This is a genomic window from Methylobacterium sp. WL8 (assembly GCF_008040045.1).
Lineage (GTDB): Bacteria > Pseudomonadota > Alphaproteobacteria > Rhizobiales > Beijerinckiaceae > Methylobacterium > Methylobacterium cerastii.
Map to the genome: position 1 here is coordinate 1 of NZ_VRVF01000024.1, position 19,375 is coordinate 19,375.

Consider the following 19,375-nt stretch of genomic DNA (forward strand, 5'->3'; position numbering starts at 1 on the left):
ACCAGCCCGCCCGGCGGCATGCCGGCCCAGGGTCCCGACGCGGCCTGGGTGAGCGCGGCGACATCGAGCCGGTCCCTCCGCAGGACGATCGTGCCGTCCGGCTCCTTCGGCCAGGCCGAACTCGGGCGGTCGGCGTAGACCTCGATGCCGTTGCCCTCCGGGTCGTCGAGGTAGACGGCTTCGCTGACGACATGGTCGGACGCCCCCGACAGGCGGACGCCGCGCTCCCTCGCATGCGCGAGCCACGCGCCGAGGTGCCCCCGGCTCGGCAGCAGGAAGGCCGTGTGGTAGAGGCCGGCCTCCCCGGGGCTCCAGGGGCGGGCCGCCGCGTCGCGCCGGAGTTCGAGCAGCACCGTCGCGCCGACGCCGAGGCGCACGACGTCGGCCTCCTGCAAGACGGTCGTCAGGCCGACGACCTCGCGGTAGAAGCCGGCGAGGACGTCGAGGTCGCGGACGACCAGGGCGACGCTTCCGATGCAATAGGGCGCCGTGTCGAGCAGCGAGCCGGTCCCCTCGGCGGGTGGCCGCGTCGGGCCGACGATGTTTGCCATGTCCGTATCCTTTCAGCGCCGGATTCCGCTGCGGTCTCGGCGAGAGGACGCGTCGCGGTGCGCCGGCACTCGGTCGTCGCAGGCGTCCCGCGGGGGCCGTGGTTCAGGGGCCCGGCTTGGTCGCGGCGACGAGGTCCACATCGACGCCGACCTCCAGCGCGACCCATTGGCCCGAGGCCCACGCGCCCTGGCCGACGCCGAACTCGGTGCGAACGAGGCCGACATGGCCGGTGGCGTGCGCCTGCCGGTCGTCGAGCGTCAGGTGGAAGGGCAGCGTCAGCGGCCGGCTCTTGTCCCGGATCGTCAGCGTGCCGACCGCCTCGTAGTCGCCGTGGCCCTTGTCGACGAACCGGGTCGCCTCGAAGCGGGCCTGGGTCGCGCTCTTCACGTCGAACCAGTCCTTCTGCGGCAGGGCCGCGTCGCGCTGGACGTCGCCGGTCCGCGCGCTGGCGAGGTCGACCAGCACCACCGCATGTCCGGCCTCCGGCTGGGCGGGGTCGAAAGCGATCTTGGCGTCGAAGCGCTCGAAGCGGCCGGTGAACGGGGCGCCGACCTGCACGCCCGCGAACGTGATGGTGCTCTTGGCGGGATCGACGGCCCACTCGGCGGCGACAGCCGGAACCGTGCCGCCCAGCAGGGCTGCGACGAGGAGGAGGTGACGCAGGGTCATCGGGGCGATCCCAGGGTTTCGGACGGGGCCGGCGGCGTGCGGGCCGGCAGCATGCGGCGCAGGACGTCGTCGCGCAGGACGAGGTGGTGACGCAGCGCCGCCGCCACATGCAGGACTAGGAGCGCCGTCAGCAGCCACGCCCCGTAGGCGTGCACCTGCTTCAGGGCGCCTTCCGCCGCGGCCTGGTCCGGGACCAGCGCCTCCAGCGGCAGGTGCGGCCACGGCACGAGGCCGTACAGCACGGTCGGGATGTTGAACGGGGAGAGCGAGACCACGGCCCAGCCGGTCAGGGGCAGCCCGACCAGCAGGAGGTAGAGCAGGCCGTGGGCGGCCGAGGCCGCGCGACGCTCCCGCGGCGGCATGGCGGCCGGGTGCGCCGGCGGCCGGTGCGACAGGCGCCAGAGGACGCGCAGCACCGTCAGCGCCAGCACCGTGACGCCGACCGACTTGTGCCATTGATAGAGCTGGAACTGGCGCATCGGCGCCAGCGCCGCATGGGTCATGGTCAGGCCCAGGCCGATCAGGACGAGCACGCAGAGGGCGCTCGTCCAGTGCAGAAGGATGGCCACGAGCGTGTAGCGTCGCGCCGTCTCGACGGGGGCCATGGCCATCCTCCTGTGAACCGGTCAGTCCTGACGCTCGAAGGCGCCGGCGATGGTCAGGTGGAGCTCGTCGCCGATCAGCGGCACGTAGGTCTTCACGCCGAACTCGGAGCGCTTGAGCGTCCCCGTCGCCTCGAAGCCGACCGTGTATTTCTTGCTGAGCGGGTTGGCGCCGGCGCCGACCAAGGTCACGTCGAGGGTCACCGGCTTGGTCACGCCGTGGAGCGTCAGGTCGCCCGTCACCTTCGCGTGGTCCTTGCCGGCCGGCGCGACCTTGGTGGAGACGAAGGTCATGTCGGGGTACTTGCCGGCGTCGAGCCACTGGTCGCCCTTGAGCTCGCCGGTGAGCTTGGCGCTGGTCGTCGTCACCGAGGCGACCGGGACCTTGATCGAGAGCTTCGAGGCGGCCGGGTTCTTCGGGTCGAGCGTGAGGCTGCCGGAGACGTCCGAGAAGCCGCCGGCGTAGTTCGAGAAGCCCATGTGCGACACCCGCCAGCCGACCTGGGTGTGGCCGGGATCGACCGCGTAGGTGCCGGACTGGATCTGGGCGGGGTCGCGGGTCGCCTGGGCCAGGGCCGGCGTGCCCGCGAGCAGGGCGAGGGCGAGGCCGGAGGCGAGACCGGAGCCGAGGAAGGACTTCAAGGGACTTCTCCTTGGTGTGGACGGGGGCTCGCCACCACGACGGCCGGGCCGAGCGCCCCCGCGACTGACCCTGCACCTAGCCCCGTTGGCGGCCGGGGTTGAGCCTGCTATCCGGCACTACATGGTTGCGAGAACGGAAACCTTCGGCGGTCGCCTCGACGACCTGCGCGCCTTCTGCGCGGTCATCGACCTCGGCACGGTGACGGCGGCGGCGGCCAGCCGGAGCGAGACCAAGGGAAGCGTCAGCCGGCGCATCTCGCGGCTGGAGGCGGCGCTCGGCGCCACCCTGATGGCCCGGCACCCTCGCGCCGTGACGCCGACGGCCGAGGGCGTCGCGTTCTACGCCAAGGCGCAGGAGAGCCTTGCGCTCCTCGACGACGCGGCCGAGACCGCGCGCGACGCCCGCACCGTCCCGGCCGGACACCTGCGCGTGACGACCGCAGTCGACTTCGGCATCGAGCTCATGCCGGGAATCCTCACCAGTTTTCGCAGGGCCTACCCGCAGATCACCATCGACCTGATCAACACCGACGCGCGCCTCGACCTCGCAGCCAACCGGATCGACCTCGCCCTGCGCTTCGGCGACGCGGAGGAGAGCGGATACCGGGCCGCGCTGATCGTCAACCTCTGGATCGGGCTCTACGCGTCCCCGGACTACCTCGCACGGCATCCAGCGCCGGCGGACCTCGCGGCGCTCGCGGAGCACGACCTGATCCTGTCCCGGGAGCGGCCGGGCGCGACGGGCTTCCTGCTCAACGACGGGAACGGCCGGATCGAGCAGGTCTCGCTCGACCCCGCCATCCGGGCGAGCGACTTCGCCGCGGTCTTCCGGCTGACGCAGGAGGGGGCGGGCATCGGCCACCTGCCGAGCGCCGTGGCGGCGCGCGCCCTCGAGAGCGGAACGCTCGTGCGGGTGCTCGCGCCCTGGGCGACCGCGGGGGGCGCGTTGCGCGCGGTGAGCCTCGCGGGGCGGGAGTTGCCGGCACGGGTGCGGGTCTTCCGCGAACACGTCCGCGCCGAGATGATGAAGCGGTTCTCGGTCGAGTCCGATCAGAGCTGACGCCGGGACGGTCCTGAGAGCCTGTCTGCGGTCCTCGGCGGCCGGCGCCCTGCCGCCGCCGCATGCCGGCATCGCCCGCCCGATCACGGGCGTGACCGCCATGATGGGCCGCCTGGCCTAGGGCGACGTCGGCCTGACGGTGCCCGGTGCGGGCCGCCGAGACGAAGTCGGCGCGATGGCCGCGGAAGAGCTCGGCGCCTCCGTCCAGGAGATCGGCCGACAGGTGCAGGGCTCGGCGAGCTTGGCGCAGGCGGCCATGGGCGAGGCCGACGAGACGGCGCAGCTCGTCCAGGCCCTGACCCGGGCCGCGGCCAAGATCGACGACGGGGTCGGGCCGATCTCCGGCATCGCCGGGCAGACCAACCTCCCGGCGCTGAACGCCACGATCGAGGCGGCGCGGGCCGGGGAAGCCGGCCGCGGCTTCGCCGTGGTGGCCGCCGAGGTCAAGGAGCTGGCGAGCCAGACGGCGCGGGCGACCCACGAGATCGCCGGGCAGATCGCGCAGATCCAGTCGGCCACGGGTCACGGCGATCGACGGGATCGCGGTGCGCATCCGCGACATGAGCGCCATGGCGACCACGATCGCCGCGGCGGTCGAGGAGCAGGGCGCGGCGACCCAGGAGATCGTGCGCAACGTCACCCAGGCCTCGGTGGGGACGAGCGAGGTCACGAGCACCATCGCCGGCGTGGCGGGCGCCGCCGAGGAGAAGGGGGCCGCGGCGTCCCAGGTGTTCGCGTCGGCCTCCGCGCTGTCGCGCCAGTCCGACCACCTCGGCGCGGAGGTGACCCGCTTCCTCGCGACGGTGCGCGCGGCATGAGTTGCGGGCCGCCGCGCCTGCCGCTTTGTCAGCTTATGCGCGCCGGTACGCGGTGGGATATCGCGTGATGACCGCGGTCGGTCGGCGCGGTGATGCGGGCTCGCGGCGACCGCGGTCTTGTCGCGGACGATGATGCTGCGCAGAGCGCCAAGCTGGTGCCGGTGGAGAGGATCGAACGCTCCACCTGAACATGGATTATGGTATAATACAACGACTTAGCGACTGACGAAGGCTGCATGTGTGTGAGAGTCGCGTGTGATCGTCAAGGCATCTAAGCCGAACGCTTGTGAGGCCAAACGAGTTCGCGGCCTACTGCGGCGCCTGACGCGCGAACCGGGGCAGGTGAGAGCTGCAGGGAACGTACGAGCGCGCGAAGTACCGAGCCGACGAAGTAGCCCGAGTATCATGCGTTTTTCGCCATTGTCGATTTCTGATTCCGTTCGAGGCGGCTGAAATATTTGCAGATAGCAAATACGACCGAAATCCAGCTCCAAAGCGTTCCAGTATCCCGCCGTATCTATTCAGCATCGGCTAAGTCAATCATCGAGCTGCCGCGGCAGGGCGTCGGCGACGGGCTTGCCTGTCGAGGCCGGCACGAACGCCACCTTACAGCGTTGACCAGCCGGGAGTTCATTGCGCGGATTCCTGAGCTCAAGCCGCACGCCGAAGGTGCCGCTGGCAGCGTCGAAGACGTGGTCGACAACCGTAACTCTGGCCTCGTAGGTGCCGCCGATAGGCTTGTCGAGGGTGACGAGGCCGGTTGCCCCGACCTTCACCAAGCTCCAATCCGCCACCGTGACGTAGGCTTCGACGTAGAGCGGATCGAGTTGGACGAGGGTGTAGATCGCGCTATCCTGGCGCACGAACTCACCTCCTGCCATGAGGCGTTCGGTGACGAGGCCGTTGATCGGGCTGCGGATCACCCGTAGCGCGAGCTGGGCCTCGGCACGCTGCAGCTCGAGTGCCGCGAGGTCGTGCTTAAGCAGTTCGGTCTGGAGGTCGCGCTGGCCGATCTCGTAGTCAGCCTCGACCTGATCCAGCTTCTCCTGGGTGACGATGCCTTTCGACAGCTGGCTCTGACGGTCGAAGCGCCGCTTGTAGAGCTCGAGGCGGGTGCGCTGGGCGGCGATGGTCGCGAGGGAGCCGGCCTGCGCCCGCGCCAGGGCGACGTTGGCGTCCTCCACGCTGCTGTCGAGCTGCGCGATCACCTCGCCGGCCTTCACCGCGTCGCCGCGGTTGAAAGCGACGTCCTTCAGAATGCCCAGCGTCGCGCTGCCAACTTTCACCTTCTGCGCGGGCTCGACCACGCAGTCGACCATGCCGGCCCGTGCGGCCGCCCCGGTCAAGGACAGGAGCAGGGCGGCGAGCGCGGCGGTCCGGCAATGCCGGAGGAGCGGGGATCGGGCTGAGCGCGTCATCGGTCTGTGCCTCATTCAGGGTGGCCGGCGAAGGCCAGGATGCGTTCCTGGATCTGGTCGGATCGCAGGAGGTCGGTGCGCATGCGCGCGTGGAGCCGTTCGGCCCGCCACTGGGCGAAGCGCAAGAGAAAGCGGCCGGCGGGCTGCGACCACCGGCCGAGCCGCGTCATCCCGGCGCGCGCTACCGGGCGCGACAGCGGGCCGCCGTCGAGGAGCGGATCGTCGAGGGACAGGATCGCCTGGAAGCAGCCGGGCTCGCCCTGGCGTCCGGCGCGTCCGGCGAGCTGGTCGTCGATGCGCCGGGCGTCGTGGCGCTCGACCATGATCACGTGGAGCCCGCCCGCCTCGGCGACGCCGGGGCCGAGTTTGATGTCGGTGCCGCGCCCGGCCATGTTGGTGGCGATCGTGATGCGGCCGCGTTCGCCCGCGCGTCCGACGATCTCCGCCTCCTGGCGGTCCTGGGCGGCGCTGAGGACGGCGTGGGCGAGGCCAGCCCCCGTCAGGCGGCGGCTCGCCTCGGCGGAGGCGGCGACCGAGCGGGTGCCGACGAGGACTGGCGTGCCGTCGGCGTGGAGCGCCGTGATCCGCGCGACGGCCGCGCCCCACTTGGCGTCCGCATCCGCGAGCACCCGATCCGGCAGGTGCCGCCGCTGCACCGGACGGTGGGTCGGAATCCGCGCGACGGCGAGCCCGTAGACCGCCCAGAACTCGGCGGCGACGCCCTCGGCGGTACCAGTCATGCCGGACAGGCGGCGGTAGCGGCGGAAGAAGCGTTGGTAGGTCATCCGCGCGAGGGTGCTGCGTGCGGAGGACAGCCCGCAACCTTCCTTGTGCTCGATCATCTGGTGGAGGCCGTCGCTCCAGGAACGGTCGGGCATGACGCGGCCGGTATATTCGTCGACGATGACGACCTTGCCGTCGCGCAAAATGTAGTGCTCGTCCCGGTGGAACAGGTGAAGCGCGGAGAGCGCCTGCCGCACCAACTCCTCGCGGGTGACGCGCCCGCGCCAGGCCGGCCCGTCGTGCCGCACCCGGTCCGCCACCCGGTTGCGCCCGCCCTCGGTGAGGACGACGCGGCGCTCGCCGTGCATAAGGAGGTAGTCGTCGTCGGGCCGGAGCGTCGCCGCCAGGTCGAGCGCCCGGGTGAGCGTGTCGGTGGTGAACTGCGATCCTGCCGACGCCGAGATGATCAGCGGCGTGCGCGCCTCGTCGATCAGCACGCTGTCGGCTTCGTCGACGATGGCGAAGTGCAGGCCGCGCAGACGCAGCTGCGCCGCCGGGTCCGGGCCCGCGAGCAGTCGGCGCAGTTTCAGCCGGATGTCGGTGGAGCGCTGGCCGAGGGTGATCCGGTCGCGCAGGTAATCGAAGGCGAGGTCCTTGTTGGTGCAGTAGGTGATGTCGCAGGCATAGGCCGCCGCCCGCTCGGCCAGTTCCTGCTTCTCGCGGATGATGCCGACGGTGAGGCCGAGAGCCGTATAGAGCGGGCGCATCAGGTCCGCGTCGCGGCCGGCGAGATAGTCGTTCACCGTGACGACGTGCACCGGCAGCCCGGCCAGCGCCGCGGTGCCCGCCGCGAGCGTCGCGGTAAGCGTCTTGCCCTCACCGGTCGCCATCTGGGCGATGCGTCCGTCGAGCAGGGCGGCGGCGCCCATCATCTGCACGCCGTAATGGCGCTGGCCGGTGATGCGGCCGGACAGCTCGCGGATCAGCGCGAAGGCGCGAGAGACCAGCCCGGCCGGGAAGTCGTCGCGCCCGCGGAGGTCGAAGGCGAGGTCGCGGATGCGCCGGTCGAGCTCCGCGCGGGTCAGCGCCGCAAGCTCCGCCTCGCAGGCCATGGCGGCCGCCGCGATGCCGACGTAGCGCCGGCCGTGCCAGCCGGTGAGCCGGGCCTTCACGCTTCCGACGACGCGCGCGGCCCAGCGGTCGAGGGGGCCCTGCTTCAGCGGCGGCCGCTCCGCGTAGGCGCGGGCCGGCGGCAGGCGCCGCGGCGTCGCGGCCGGGAAAGGCAGGGCCGCCGCGTCAGACATGGAACTGGCTCAGGAAGAGCTGACGCAGGCCGCGCAGCACGCGCCAGCCGATCGCCTCGCTTCCATGGTCGAAGCGCACGTAGACGCGCTCGCCCAGGACGTCGAGGGGGATGCCGTCGGCGACCTGGACGTCGAAGATGAAGATGCTCTGCAGCGCCTGGGGCTTCTGCGTGTTGCTCGAATCGATCGCGATCAGGCCGCCGCCCTGGGGCGTCAGCGCGAGGCTCGGCACCTCGCTCTGGGCGCCGGGAACGGCGCGGCGGATCGAGGCTTCGCGGACCGTCTCCGGCGATTCGGCGAAGCGCGCCGCGACGGGCCCCGGGCGGCTGCGGATCAGGTCGACGTCCGCCTGGGAGACGGCCACCCGGATGACGGGGTCGTCCGGCCGCAGGACGAAGCCGATCCGGTCGCCGCGCTTCAGGTAGCGTCCCGGCAGATCGGTGGCGCCGGGCACGACGAGGCGGCCGTCCTGCTCGGCGGTGAGGGTCAGGTCGACGAGGCGGCCGCGGAACGAGCGCAGCGTCTGCTCCGTGCTCTTGATCTGCTCCTGCAGGATCTCCGCCTGGACGCGGTCGCCCAGGCGGGCCGCGTCGAAGCGAACCTGCAGCTCCTTCAGCTGCGCCTCCAGAACGGCCACACGGGTACCGAGGCTCGGATCCTCCATCCGCGCGAGGGTGTCGCCCTTGCCCGCCTGTCGCCCGGGCTGGGTCTGGAACCCCACCAGGATCCCGTCGGTGCGTGCCCGCACCTCGGAGCGATCGGGCACCCAGACGACGCCCTGTGCGATGGTGGCGTAGGGAGCGGGGACCGCGAACACTGCCAGCACCAGGGCGAGCGCCGCCCCGCCCGCGATCCGGATCGCACGCGACCGGCGCCCGTTCAGCTTCGGGTCGGTGAGCAGGAAGCGCATGCCCTTGAACAGAGGCATCACGACGATGCCCGCCACCGCCGTCAGCGCCAAGACCACGCCGAAGACGAAGAGCTGCGTCGCCACGATCGATGCAATTGCGAGGGACACGGTGGTCCGGTAGACGAAGGCCGCGACGGCGTAGGCGCTCATCCAGGCGCGCTCGCCGGGGGCCGTCACCGGGTTCTCGACGGACTCGATCTTCAGGACGTAGCGCTGCATCAGGTAGAGGATGTAGCGGTTGGCCCGCGAGCCGAGGTTCGGGATCTCCACCAAGTCGGCGAAGATGTAGTAGCCGTCGAAGCGCAGCAGCGGGTTGCCGTTAAACAGCAGGGTCGAGACCCCGCCGATCACCATGACGTTGAAGGCGGCCGCCCGCACCAGGCCGGGCTCGACCGTCACCCAGACCAGCGCGGCGGCGGCGGCCAGCGCCATCTCCACGAGGATGCCGGCGGCCGCGACCACGATCCGCTGCCACTTGCCGACGAAGGCCGCCGAGGACGACGCGTCGACGTAGGGCGCCGGGATCAGCACGAGGAGCATCACGCCGACCTCGTGCACCTCGCCGCCCCAGGTCTTGGCGGCGCAGGCGTGGCCGATCTCGTGCAGCAACTTCACCACCGGATAGATGCAGACCATCAACGCGACGTTCTGCGCCGAGAGCAGCTGCCCGGTGATGTCGCCGGTGAGCTCGCTCCAATGCAGGGCCGCGACGGTCACGCCCGTCACGACGAGGGCGAGCCAAGCGATCAGGCCCGCTACCGAGAATAGGGGCGTGAACAAGGGGGCCAGCCGATCAAGCAACTGGTCCGGGTCGAAGAGCGGGAACCGCAGCGCCAGGGGGTTGCGTACCCGCGCCATCATGGTCCTGCGCGAGGTCGAATCCGAGCGCTCCAGCAGCTCGGCGAAGTCGGGCGGGAAGGCCCCCTGGAGCAGGTCGGAGCCGTGGAGCTGCGAGATCAGCCGGATAGTCTCGTCCTGAGTCGGCGGGTCGTCCTCGTTGCGGGAGACGGCCCGGTCCCAGATCTCCTGGATCGTGCGGCGGCCGTCCATCATGCACAGGATGAGGTTGGCCGCCCGCGACAGCCTGTGGAAGCGGCCGGACTGGTGGTCCTGGAGGACGTACCAAACCTCGCCGCGGAAGCGCTGCCGATGGATCTGGGCGTGGCTGCGCAGGCGCGGCCGGAGCCGCGCCACGCGATACCAGGATTGGCTGAAGAGCGACTGCACGGCTCAGGCCCTCACGGCGACCAGTGCCAAGCCGTGAGGCGCGCCCAGTCGATCATCGGCCGCAGCCAGGTCCAGGCGAGGAGCCGGCGGTCGACGTCGATCTTGGCGATGCCCTCCATGCCCGGCCGCAGGCGCGTGGACGACTGGGTCACATGGCCCTCGACGCGGAACAGGTTGCGGCCGTTGCGCGCCTCCGCCACCGGCGTGATCGTCTGGATCGTCAGGGCGTAGGGCGTATCGGGCAGCGCGCTCGCGAGCATCTGCCCAGTCTGCCCTTCGCGGATGTCGGCGATCAGCCGCTCGTCCACGTTTATCACCACACGGTAATCGTCGAGGGGGGCGATCTCGAACATCACCTGGCCGCGCGAGATCGCGCCGCCGACCGACTGGCTGAGGTCGCCTGAGACGATCAGCCCGTCGAAGGGCGCGTAGAACTTCAGCCGCGCGAGCTGCTCGTCGACGAGCTTGATCTGGGCATCGGCCTGCTCGATCTGGCTCTTGACCACGTTGATGGTCGCCGGCTGCCGGGTGGCCAGCGCCTTGTCGTACTCGAAGGTGCGCTGCTGGCGCTCGGTGACCCAGCGCAGGCGCTCCAGCACGAGGTCGCGATCCTCGAGGGCGGCGAGCGGCTCGCCCTTCCTGACCGTGTCGCCGGCGCGGTGCTCGGCCGACTTCAGGTAGCCGTCGTAGGGCGCCACGACGGCGCGCCGGACGAGGCCCTCCACCCGGGCGTCGGCGGTGACGCGGTAGTCGCCGGTGACGGTGGCCAGGGCCAGCGTCGCCAGGGCAGCGCCCGCCAGGCCGAGCTTGAGCGCCACCTGATTCGGGCCGACGAGCCGGCGCACCAGCGCGGCGGCGGCCTCGGCGGCCTTGGTGACGAGCCAGCGGTCGTTCTGGCGCTTCTCCTCCAGCACCGGGCCGATCGCGGCGCAGGTGGCGGCGATGAGGTCGACGGTCTCTTCGCTGAACGGGTTGTCGCCGGCGCGTTCCAGGGTGAAGGCCCCCACGAAGGTGTCGCCAGCCAGGAAGGGCACGGTGAGCACGCGCCCGTCGTGGCGCAGCCGCGCCAGGTCGGCATGGGCCGTGGTGACGAGGCTCTCGGTCTCGGGGGACGGGAACAGGACGACGCTGCGCTGGTCGAGAGCCTCGTCCATGCAGGCGCCGAGGCGGCGCACGAGGTTCATCGCCTTGCCGAACTGCGCCGTGTGCGAGATCGCCGCCACCCGGGTGGTGCCGTTGCGCGAGAACCCGACCGCGGCGCGCACGCAGTCGAAGGTGATGGTGAGGTCGGTGGCGGCGGCCATGCAGGCGGCCCGGAAACGCTGCTGCTCCAACACGCCCGCCAGCAGGTCGAGGGCGGCGCGGGACCGCGCCAGCATCCGCCCTTCCGTCCGGCTGATCGTCTCCCGGCGCTTGGCCGGAAGCCAGGCCGCGCCCCACTGCACCTGGCGGATCGCGGCGCGCAGGGCGTCGCGGTCGCGGGTGGGAAGCCGGAAGGCTGCGCAGCCGAAGATCTCGGCGCCGTCGAGGAGCGGCACGGCGATCAGGGCGCTCGCCCCGGAATCCGGCTCCTGGACGGCGGGACGCTTTTCGCGGATCGCTGCGGCCGCCGCCGGTGCCAGGTCCTCGGCCTCCGCATGCGGCCAGGCGGCGATCGGCTTCAGCTCGTCCGGCCCGGTCGCGGTGAAGACGGCGCCGAGGTTGGCCCCGGCGAGCACCTGCGCCTGGAGCGGCAACCAGACGGAGGCCGCCTCCTCGAAGGTCTCGGCCGCCTGAAGACGCTGCCACAGGGCCGGCTCCAGCAGGGCCAGCCGATCACCGGCTGCCGCCTGGGCCTCCACCCTGTCCGTGGCACTCCCGTTGCCCATCGCGTTCCGTCCGCCGGTGCTCGAATCGCGTGCCGGCGGTCCCGGCACGCACGACGCGTCGTGTTTCAGGCCTCGAGGTCGAGGCGGCCGTGGCGGGTCTCGTACTCGGCGAGCACACCGCCCAGCACCGACAGAAGCCGCTTGGCCGCCAGCGGCGTCAGGATGATGCGATTCGAAAGGTCGACCACCACCTGCGACACGTCGGTGACGTTCCAGGTGCGGTTGGTACCGAAGAACAGGTCGACCTGCTCACGGGTGCCCTGCACGTTCACAACGTTCGCAAAATGCGTGGCCATATCCGTCTCGCGCCATGCGATGGCGCGGGCCTGCTCGTCGTCCTTCGTCGAATCCGCCGTCTTGTCCAAGTCCGTCCCCCGCGACCGTTCGCTGTCCAGACGTCCTGCGGAGCGGAATGCCCACAGCGACCGTGTGAACGTTTCATGTTGAGGTGATGAAGAGGCACCGTCGCCCTTTTTCGGCGCCACGTCCTCGATCGCACCCTTGATTGGCCTTCTAGTTTCTTGCAAGTGTCGCCGAGCAACACCACGGTGTTCGTTCGTGCCTCTGTGAGAGTTCATCCAGGTAGGAATGCGGCAGGCAAGAGCCTGTCGTGGAAATTGTGTTGATCCAGTGTCTCAACCGTCGCCGCCGGAGGTTGCCGGTCGTCATCAGCCGCCCCCGGGCTTCGTCGGCGTCGACCGGTTCCTGGTCCACGAGATCGAGGCCCGCGCTCTCGCCTATGCCCTGGAACGCGGGCTCATCGATTGCTTGGCAGGCGAGCCGCGCGTGCCTCCCGCCGCCCTTTCGGACCTGGCTGGGCTGCGCACCGCTCGTCTCGACCTGCTTCTGGCCTTGCTGACGGCGGGCGGCGTCGTCGAGACCCATGAAGGCGGCGCGCTCGCCCTCACCACGGCCTTCCGGGCGATGCTGCCGTATCGCGACCTACTTTCGGCCAAGCTCGACTTCCTCGCCATTGTCGCGGAGGACTTGCGTGGCCTGTTCCCTGCGCTGATCGAGGACCTGCCGCGCTTCATGGAGCGCTCGCGCACCTTCAACTTGTTCCGCTATGATCTCTGCCTGACGGTGACGCCCGAAAACTTGGTCGCGGCGCGGCGATGGGTCGGCTACACCACCTGCCTGACCCGCCACGAGGCCGGGCCGTGCCTCGACCGGATCGATCTCGCCGGGCATCGCCGTCTGCTCGACCTGGGCGGCAACAGCGGCGAGTTCGCAGCGCAGGCCTGCGCCCGGGCGGGACATCTCGAGGCCACCGTCGTCGACCTTCCCGTGGTCTGCGCCCTCGGCCGCGAGAACCTCGCGGACAGGCCCGAAGCATCGCGCGTCGTGTTCCGCCCCGCCGACATGCGCCGCGACCCGCTGCCAGAGGGCCATGACCTTGTGACCTTCAAGTCGGTTCTGCACGACTGGCCCGATCCAGACGCGTTCGGCCTGATCGCCAAGGCGGCGGCCGTGCTGGCGCCTGGGGGCAGCCTCGTCGTATTCGAGCGGGCGCGCCTGGCGTTGCGGGAGCGGCGGACGGACTACGCCAGCGCGGCCAACCTCGTGTTCGAGCCATTCTTCCGCGAGGCAAACCTTTATCGGGACGCGCTCGACCGGGCGGGGCTCGTTGCGGTGTCGACGGAGACTGTGATGCTGGAAACCCCGTTCCACCTGGTCCGGGCGCGCAAGCCGGGGCGGGCGCCTTGACAGCGGCCTTCGTCGTAGCCGTCTGCGGCCCGCCCGGAAGCGGCAAGTCGAGCGTGTCCCGCGCGCTGGCCGCGCGGCTCGGAAATGCGCCCGTGATCGCCTATGATGCCTACGAGCGCATCACCGCGTGGCCGCCCGCGCGCGTCGCCGCCTGGCATGCGGCGGGGGCCTCCTACGACGCGGTCCCGACGCCCGGCCTCGCCGAAGACCTCGCCCGCCTGCGCCATGGTGAGCCGGTGGCGGACCGGGTGGGCGGCGGCGTCCTGCAGGCGCGCGCGTCGGCCGGCGGGCGGCGGACCATCGTGTTCGACACCCTGCTCGGGCGGGCCAACGCGGCCACCGGCGCTCTCGTCGACCACCTCGTCTGGCTCGACCTTCCTCCCGATCTCGCCCTGGTGCGGAAGCTGCGGGCGCTGCTGTCGGCGATGCCGGATGCGGGCGCGCTCGCCGACTACCTCGCCCATTACGAGACCCTGCTGCGCCCGACCTACGCCGTCCAGCGCGACCGGGTGCGACCGGACGCCGATCAGATCCTCGACGCGACGGCGCCGGTCGAGAGCCTGGCGGGCGCCGTCGCCGCAGCCGTCGCAGGGAGCCTGCAATGACCCGACGCATCGTCATCGCGGGAGGCGGGCTCGCCGGATGGATGACGGCGGCGCACCTGCGCCGCGTCCTGCGCCGGGCCGGCTGGAGCGTGACCCTCGTCGCGCCGCGCCGGCGGCCATCGGGGCCGTCGGCCCTGGCTACGGGGCCGGACCTGACGCGGGCTCTGCGCGCCTCCGACATCGACGAGACGATTTTCATGCGCCGCAGCGGCGCGACCTACCGGCTGGCGAGCCGGTTCACCGATTGGTTCCAGCCCGGAGCCGGGCATTGGTTGCCTTTCGGCCCATGCGGACCGCGCCCGAACGGGTTCGATCTGTTCCACTTCTGGCTGAAGCATCACCTGGCCGGCACCACTGCGACAGCCTATGCCGATCACGCCCTGCAGGCGCGGATGGCGGCTCTCCGGCTCGGCCCAACGCGGGCCGATGGCGCCTCATCCGTGATCGAGGCCGGCGATTACGGCTATCACGTCGACCGGGAGGGTATGATCGGCTTCCTGCGCGATCTCGCCCTCTCGGAAGGGGTGCGCGCGGTGGAAGGCCGGATCGAGGGCGTGCGCCGGGACTTCGGGGGCGACGTCGCAGGCCTTGCCGTCGCGGGCGGGCGCTCGATCGAGGGCGACCTGTTCCTCGACTGCACCGGCTCCGCCGCATTGCTGATCGGCGACGCCCTCGGCGAGCCCTGGGAGGAGGCCAGCCCGGCCCATCACAGCGTGAGCTTGGCGCTGCCGATCGATCCGGCCCGCACCCCCGCGACGGAATACCGAGGCGTCGCCGACGGCTGGATCGAGACCATCCCGCTCGCACGCAGCACCGTCGCCACCTTCCACTACGACGCGCGCGACACGAGCGGCGAGGCGGCGCTCGCACGCCTGCACCCCGCGGGGGAAGCCGGTGTCCCGGTCTCGCACCGGGCGATCGTCGCCGGGCGCCGCGCGCGCAGCTGGCGGCGCAACGTGCTGGCCATTGGGGACTCAGCCCGCGCGGGCGAGCCGCTGCTCGGTCTCGACCTGCACCGCATCCTGCGGGCGGTGGAAAGCCTCGTCGACTTCCTCCCCTACGGTGTCGGCGAGACGCATCTGCGCCACGCCTTCAACGCCCGCATGGCGGAGCTCGACGCCGGCCTGCGCGACGCGACCGCCCTGCACTATCGGCTCGGTCGCCGGCCCGAGCCGTTCTGGACCCGGGCCCGCGACGACGCGCCGGGTGGCGCCCTGCCGGAACGGCTCGACCTCTACGAGATGGCCGGGCGGATCGAGGCCCCGCAAGGAATCGGCTTCGACGAGACCGCCTACTATCACACCCTCGCCGGAGCCGGCCTGCTGCCTCGCCGTGCTTACGCCCCAGCCGACCTCGTCGACGCCCGGGAGAGTGCCCGCTTCCTGGCAGCGGTGCAGGCGCGCACCGAAGCCCTCGCCACCGCCTTCGCGCCGCATGCGCGCGCACTCGAACGCATCCATGGTGGCGCGCTGCCCGCATCCCCGGCGATCTCGGCGTCCCTGCGACCACCGGCTCCCGCGCACGATCCGCTGGCGAACCTGCGGCGCTCGGAGCACGGCACCCGCCTGATCGATGCCGTCCTCGCCCTCGGCCAGCCCTTCGGGCACGAGCATTCGGTGAAGGCGAGCGCCGGCGTGCTGCAGGCGGACCGCTACCTCCTGAGCCTGCACCGCACCGCCCTGGGTCTCGATCCCAGCCACACGCTGGACCGGGTGGCGGCCGGCCTCGGCCTTTCCGCGGGCGCGCGCGCCGAGGCGGCAGCCGCCATCGCGGGCGCCGACATCGTGCATCTCGGCTTCGAGGACGGACCGTCCGGTCCGCTCTACAAGCTCTACGTCGAGTGGTCGTCGGAGGCCGACCGGGTCTGGCGCGAGGGAGCCGCGGCGCAGGGCGGCGCGTCGATCCTCGTCCACCGCGCCTACAAATGGCGACCACTCGACGACGCGCCACCGGTGGTGACGCTCTACCGCTGGCCGCGGGTGCGCACGCCCGACGAGATCGCGGCGCGCCTGGCCTGCCTGGGCGAGGCGGCCGGCGGCGCCTTCACGCGGCGCCTCGCCGACGCGATCCTCGACGTGGTGCGCCGGCAGGGTACAGGCCTGCCGCACTACCTCGAGGCCGCGGAAGAGCCCGGACCGCGCCTCTCCTACGACCTCAACCTCTACGCGGCCGGGCTCAAGCTCGGCGCGGTCGCGCCGATCCTGCGCGACGCCTTCGTCGCGGTCGGCGTTCCGGTGGGCGAGGCGGAGCGCATGCTGGCCGCGCGGCAGGAGGAAGATCTCGGCCACGTCGCCTCCGGGCTCGGGCGCGACGGGCGCCCCTTCGTCACCGTCTATTCCGGGGTGCGGGCCGCATGAGCGCGCGCCTCGAATGGGCCGCCCCGGGCGACCGCTACGCCGATTACTGCCTGTGGGACTACGAGCCCCTGGGGCCGGTCTCCGGGCGCCTGCGGCCGTCGACCCTGCTCTGGCAGTCCCTCGCCGTGGCGGGGGCACCGCCGCGGCTCACCGCGATCTGCGAGGTGCTGCGCGCCGGCCTCGGACCCGGGCGCACGGTCTGGGGCGCCAAGCACGGCCCCGGCCAGACGACATGGGAGCTCTATTTTTACGACTACGCCCGGCTGCAACGCGAGGTCTCGATCGAGCGCTTGGCGGCGATCCTCGCGCCGTTCGCCCCCTGCGTGCTCCCGGACGTCTCGGCGCGGCCGTACTTCATGGTCTCGCTCGACCTCGACGCGGCGCTCGGCCTGGGCGCCCGGGGCGTCGACCGGTTCAACGTCTACCTCGGCAACCCCGGCAGCAGCGTCTCCTCCGGCCTGTCCTACGCGCTGACCCGGGACGGCCTCGCCTTCGACAACCTCTACAGCTTCTTCGACGCGCGCGCCGAGCGCGAGGCCATCGCCGCCAAGCTCGCCTGCTCGGCCCATCTCGACCTGCCGGGTCTCGACCTGGACGCCCTGCTCTGGCCGGAGCTGATGGCGTGTGGGGTCGTGGTCGTGGCCAACAAGCGCGCCTGCGACGGCCTGTACTTCTCGCGCATCACCGTCGACCAGCTGCTGCTGTTCATGGAACGCCTCGCCTATCCGGAAGCGATCACGGGGTTCGTCCGGGACAACCGCCGGCGGCTCGACCACCTCCTCTATGATGTCGGCATCGACTACGTGCAGACCGACGGCCGTCCCGAGATCGTCAAGAGCGCCTATTATGGCCTGCTCTGACGGACCGCGGGCGGGCCGGGGCTTGGAAGGGCCGAACATGGGACGCTTCGACCACTCGGCCTACGTCTCCTTGACGATGGAGTTCCGCTGCAACCTCAAATGCGTACATTGCATGATTGAGGGCACGATGGACCGTCTCGCGCCGGAATCGGACCGGCACTTCGAGGCGGTCCTGGCGCTCAACGCTCGTGAGCGGCGCTGGACCGGCCTGATCCTCACCGGCTCCGAGATCACCCTGCGGCGCGACCTGCCCGACCTCGCCCGCCGCGCCCGCGCCAGCGGCTTCGCGCAGGTCCGTATCCAGACGCACGGGATGCATCTCGGCCAGCCGAGCTATTGCCGCACGCTGGTGGCCGCCGGCGTGAACGAGTTCTTCGTCAGCATCGCCGGGTCCGATGCGGTCAGCCACGACGGGCTGACCCTGGTGCCCGGCTCCTTCGACAAGGCCGTGCGCGGCATGGAGACTCTCGATGCGATCCCGGGCGTGACGACCCTGACCAACACCGTGGTGACCGAACGCAGCTACCACCTGCTGCCGGGCATCGTCGAGCGCCTCGCCCATCTCGAGCGCCTCGCCCAGATGGAGTTCTGGGTCTACTTCCCGATGTCGGAACGCGACGAGAAGGGCCTGGTCGCCCGCCATGCCGACGTGCTGCCCTATCTGCGCGAGGCGGTGATCCGCGCGCGCGAACTCGGGCGCGCCGTCGAGGTGAAGAACTTCCCGCAATGCCTGCTCGGCGACCTCGGCGACAGCCTGGTGAACGCGCAGCCGGAGTTGCACATCGACGACGCGTTCTGGCGGGAGTTCGAGCGCAACGGTTTCTATCAATGCGTCCATCGCGACGCCTGCGCCTCCAAGGAATGCCTCGGGCTCAACACCGCCTACATCGCCCGCTTCGGCACCGAGGCCGAGGCGCTGGCGCCCATCCGGGACGTCGCCCCCCTTCCCGGCCTCAGGGCGCGACCTGGCTCCACCACTGACCCACGATCTCAGGGCTCGTGATCTGGGACCGGGCGGCGCGCTCGACCTGCTCCGCCCGATAGTCCCGCGCGGTCATGCCGAAGCGGGTGCGGAAGCTGCGGCTAAAATGCGCGTCGCTGTTGAAGCCGAACTCCGCGGCCAGCCGCGACAGGCGCCGCATCTCCAGGGGGTCGCACAGCGCCGCCTGCACTGCGAGGAGCCGGCGTTCCTGCACGTAGCGCATGATGCCGCCGTGCCCGGAGAACAGGCGGTAGAGCGTGGCGCGCGAGATCCCGAGTTCCGCCGCCAGCCATTGCGGCGAAAGCTTCGGCGAGGCGAGACTGCCGCGCACCGCCGCCTCGGCCAGGGTGAGGAGCGTGCGGTCGGCGACCGCGTCGTCGGCGTGGGCGCAGTCCCCGGCCGGGTCGAGCACCCGGTGGAGGAACGCGACGGTCTGGTCAACCGTCTCCTCCGCCATGTCCTGCGTGATCTGGGCGCTGCGTTCCCGAAGCGAGGCGACGTGGGCGGCGAGCAGCCGGTTGCGGCGCCCCTCCAAGCGTGGCGTCAGCCCCTCCAGCGGCAGTCCCCTGAGGAGCTTCCGTGGGACAATCAGCGACACGGTGTCGGAGGCCGCCGCGCGGGTCCGCACCTGCTCTTTGAGGTCGATCACGGCGACGTGGCCGGACCAGACCGTCGTATGCTTCCGGGTGACGAGCCCGTCGAAGCCGCCGCTGTTATAGAGGTGGAACAGGATGTGGTCCGGCGTGCAGCCGACGCGGGCCTCGTCTCGGACGAAGTCCTGCGCGTTGAACACCACCCGCGCGACGATGATCTCATTGATCACCACTCCGGTGGCCGAGCCGACCGGAACCTGCGGTTCATCGCCGTAGGCGCGCGGCTCGAAGAGCGGCGCGATCACTTGGCTCCAAATCTCGCTGGCTTCCCGCCGAGACAGGCCCGTCGTCACATAGTGGAGTTGGGGCAGAAGTGACACGCCGCAGAAGTCCTAGTCTTCGTTTTTATTCGTACTTCAAGTCTTGCGGCAAACACCAGCGACCTAGCGCTCACGTCGTCGCGCGCTGTATCAGGCAA

Annotated in this window: 16 protein-coding genes and 1 pseudogene; 7 read left to right on the forward strand and 10 right to left on the reverse strand. The window is 71.2% G+C overall.

Annotated features, from left to right (window positions below):
- The 4 genes from FV234_RS10960 to FV234_RS10975 all read right to left on the reverse strand — a co-directional run.
- A partial coding sequence (locus FV234_RS10960; RefSeq protein WP_187273646.1) for a VOC family protein occupies positions 1-551 on the reverse strand: 551 nt, incomplete at its 3' end.
- A gap of 103 nt (positions 552-654) precedes the next feature.
- Positions 655-1,221, reverse strand: a complete 567-nt coding sequence (locus FV234_RS10965) for a YceI family protein (protein ID WP_147765083.1) — start codon at positions 1,219-1,221, stop codon at positions 655-657.
- On the reverse strand, positions 1,218-1,826 hold the full coding sequence (locus tag FV234_RS10970; RefSeq protein WP_147765082.1) for a cytochrome b: 609 nt from the start codon (positions 1,824-1,826) through the stop codon (positions 1,218-1,220). Before FV234_RS10970 ends, FV234_RS10965 begins: the two co-directional genes overlap by 4 nt.
- 21 nt (positions 1,827-1,847) lie before the next feature.
- Entirely contained in the window at positions 1,848-2,465 is a 618-nt protein-coding gene (locus FV234_RS10975; protein ID WP_147765081.1) for a YceI family protein, read from the reverse strand.
- A 121-nt stretch (positions 2,466-2,586) separates the two neighbouring features.
- Between FV234_RS10975 and FV234_RS10980 the strand changes: the two genes are divergently transcribed.
- Positions 2,587-3,525: a LysR family transcriptional regulator gene (locus FV234_RS10980; protein WP_147829273.1), complete on the forward strand. Its 939-nt coding sequence runs from the start codon at positions 2,587-2,589 to the stop codon at positions 3,523-3,525.
- 172 nt (positions 3,526-3,697) lie between these two features.
- Positions 3,698-4,343: pseudogene (locus tag FV234_RS26930) on the forward strand (methyl-accepting chemotaxis protein); the annotation flags it as partial.
- Positions 4,344-4,879: 536 nt separating this feature from the next.
- Here the strand turns inward: FV234_RS26930 and FV234_RS10990 are convergent.
- From FV234_RS10990 to FV234_RS11010, 5 genes are all read right to left on the reverse strand, one after another.
- A complete protein-coding gene (locus FV234_RS10990) occupies positions 4,880-5,761 on the reverse strand; it encodes an efflux RND transporter periplasmic adaptor subunit (protein WP_147829275.1) in 882 nt (293 codons plus the stop codon).
- 11 nt (positions 5,762-5,772) lie between these two features.
- Positions 5,773-7,788 carry a preprotein translocase subunit SecA gene (locus FV234_RS10995; protein WP_147829277.1) on the reverse strand — a complete coding sequence of 672 codons (2,016 nt, stop codon included), beginning with the start codon at positions 7,786-7,788 and terminating at the stop codon, positions 5,773-5,775.
- Entirely contained in the window at positions 7,781-9,925 is a 2,145-nt protein-coding gene (locus FV234_RS11000; protein ID WP_147829279.1) for a PqqD family peptide modification chaperone, read from the reverse strand. Before FV234_RS11000 ends, FV234_RS10995 begins: the two co-directional genes overlap by 8 nt.
- Positions 9,926-9,936: 11 nt before the next feature.
- Positions 9,937-11,793, reverse strand: a complete 1,857-nt coding sequence (locus FV234_RS11005; RefSeq protein ID WP_147829281.1) for an HlyD family efflux transporter periplasmic adaptor subunit — start codon at positions 11,791-11,793, stop codon at positions 9,937-9,939.
- Positions 11,794-11,858: 65 nt separating this feature from the next.
- Positions 11,859-12,278 carry a DUF3467 domain-containing protein gene (locus FV234_RS11010; RefSeq protein ID WP_246686173.1) on the reverse strand — a complete coding sequence of 140 codons (420 nt, stop codon included), beginning with the start codon at positions 12,276-12,278 and terminating at the stop codon, positions 11,859-11,861.
- Between the two features lie 145 nt (positions 12,279-12,423).
- On the opposite strand from FV234_RS11010, the gene FV234_RS11015 reads away from it, so the two are divergent.
- The 5 genes from FV234_RS11015 to FV234_RS11035 all read left to right on the forward strand — a co-directional run bounded on the left by FV234_RS11015 (position 12,424) and on the right by FV234_RS11035 (position 18,325).
- The gene (locus FV234_RS11015; RefSeq protein ID WP_246686174.1) at positions 12,424-13,500 is read left to right on the forward strand and encodes a methyltransferase; all 1,077 of its coding nucleotides are present in this window, start codon (positions 12,424-12,426) and stop codon (positions 13,498-13,500) included.
- Between the two features lie 92 nt (positions 13,501-13,592).
- A complete protein-coding gene (locus tag FV234_RS11020; RefSeq protein WP_246686175.1) occupies positions 13,593-14,105 on the forward strand; it encodes a uridine kinase in 513 nt (170 codons plus the stop codon).
- Complete coding sequence (locus FV234_RS11025; protein WP_147829289.1) at positions 14,102-16,462, forward strand: tryptophan 7-halogenase; 2,361 nt, start codon at positions 14,102-14,104, stop codon at positions 16,460-16,462. The genes FV234_RS11020 and FV234_RS11025 overlap by 4 nt, the downstream gene beginning before the upstream one ends.
- Entirely contained in the window at positions 16,459-17,322 is an 864-nt protein-coding gene (locus FV234_RS11030; RefSeq protein WP_147829291.1) for a hypothetical protein, read from the forward strand. The genes FV234_RS11025 and FV234_RS11030 overlap by 4 nt, the downstream gene beginning before the upstream one ends.
- A 37-nt stretch (positions 17,323-17,359) precedes the next feature.
- Positions 17,360-18,325, forward strand: coding sequence for a radical SAM protein (locus FV234_RS11035; protein WP_147829293.1), 966 nt, complete (start codon positions 17,360-17,362; stop codon positions 18,323-18,325).
- On the opposite strand, the gene FV234_RS11040 is transcribed toward FV234_RS11035, so the two are convergent.
- On the reverse strand, positions 18,276-19,277 hold the full coding sequence (locus tag FV234_RS11040; protein WP_187273647.1) for a helix-turn-helix domain-containing protein: 1,002 nt from the start codon (positions 19,275-19,277) through the stop codon (positions 18,276-18,278). The two genes, FV234_RS11035 and FV234_RS11040, sit on opposite strands and share 50 nt — an antisense overlap.
- Between the last annotated feature and the right edge of the window lie 98 nt (positions 19,278-19,375).

Coding starts and splice junctions, on each gene's coding strand:
- FV234_RS10990 (WP_147829275.1), bottom strand. CDS start 5,761: ATGACGCGCTCAGCCCGATCCCCGCTCCTCCGGCATTGCCGGACCGCC.
- FV234_RS11025 (WP_147829289.1), top strand. CDS start 14,102: ATGACCCGACGCATCGTCATCGCGGGAGGCGGGCTCGCCGGATGGATG.
- FV234_RS10980 (WP_147829273.1), top strand. CDS start 2,587: ATGGTTGCGAGAACGGAAACCTTCGGCGGTCGCCTCGACGACCTGCGC.
- FV234_RS10970 (WP_147765082.1), bottom strand. CDS start 1,826: ATGGCCCCCGTCGAGACGGCGCGACGCTACACGCTCGTGGCCATCCTT.
- FV234_RS11005 (WP_147829281.1), bottom strand. CDS start 11,793: ATGGGCAACGGGAGTGCCACGGACAGGGTGGAGGCCCAGGCGGCAGCC.
- FV234_RS11035 (WP_147829293.1), top strand. CDS start 17,360: ATGGGACGCTTCGACCACTCGGCCTACGTCTCCTTGACGATGGAGTTC.
- FV234_RS10995 (WP_147829277.1), bottom strand. CDS start 7,788: ATGTCTGACGCGGCGGCCCTGCCTTTCCCGGCCGCGACGCCGCGGCGC.
- FV234_RS10965 (WP_147765083.1), bottom strand. CDS start 1,221: ATGACCCTGCGTCACCTCCTCCTCGTCGCAGCCCTGCTGGGCGGCACG.
- FV234_RS11030 (WP_147829291.1), top strand. CDS start 16,459: ATGAGCGCGCGCCTCGAATGGGCCGCCCCGGGCGACCGCTACGCCGAT.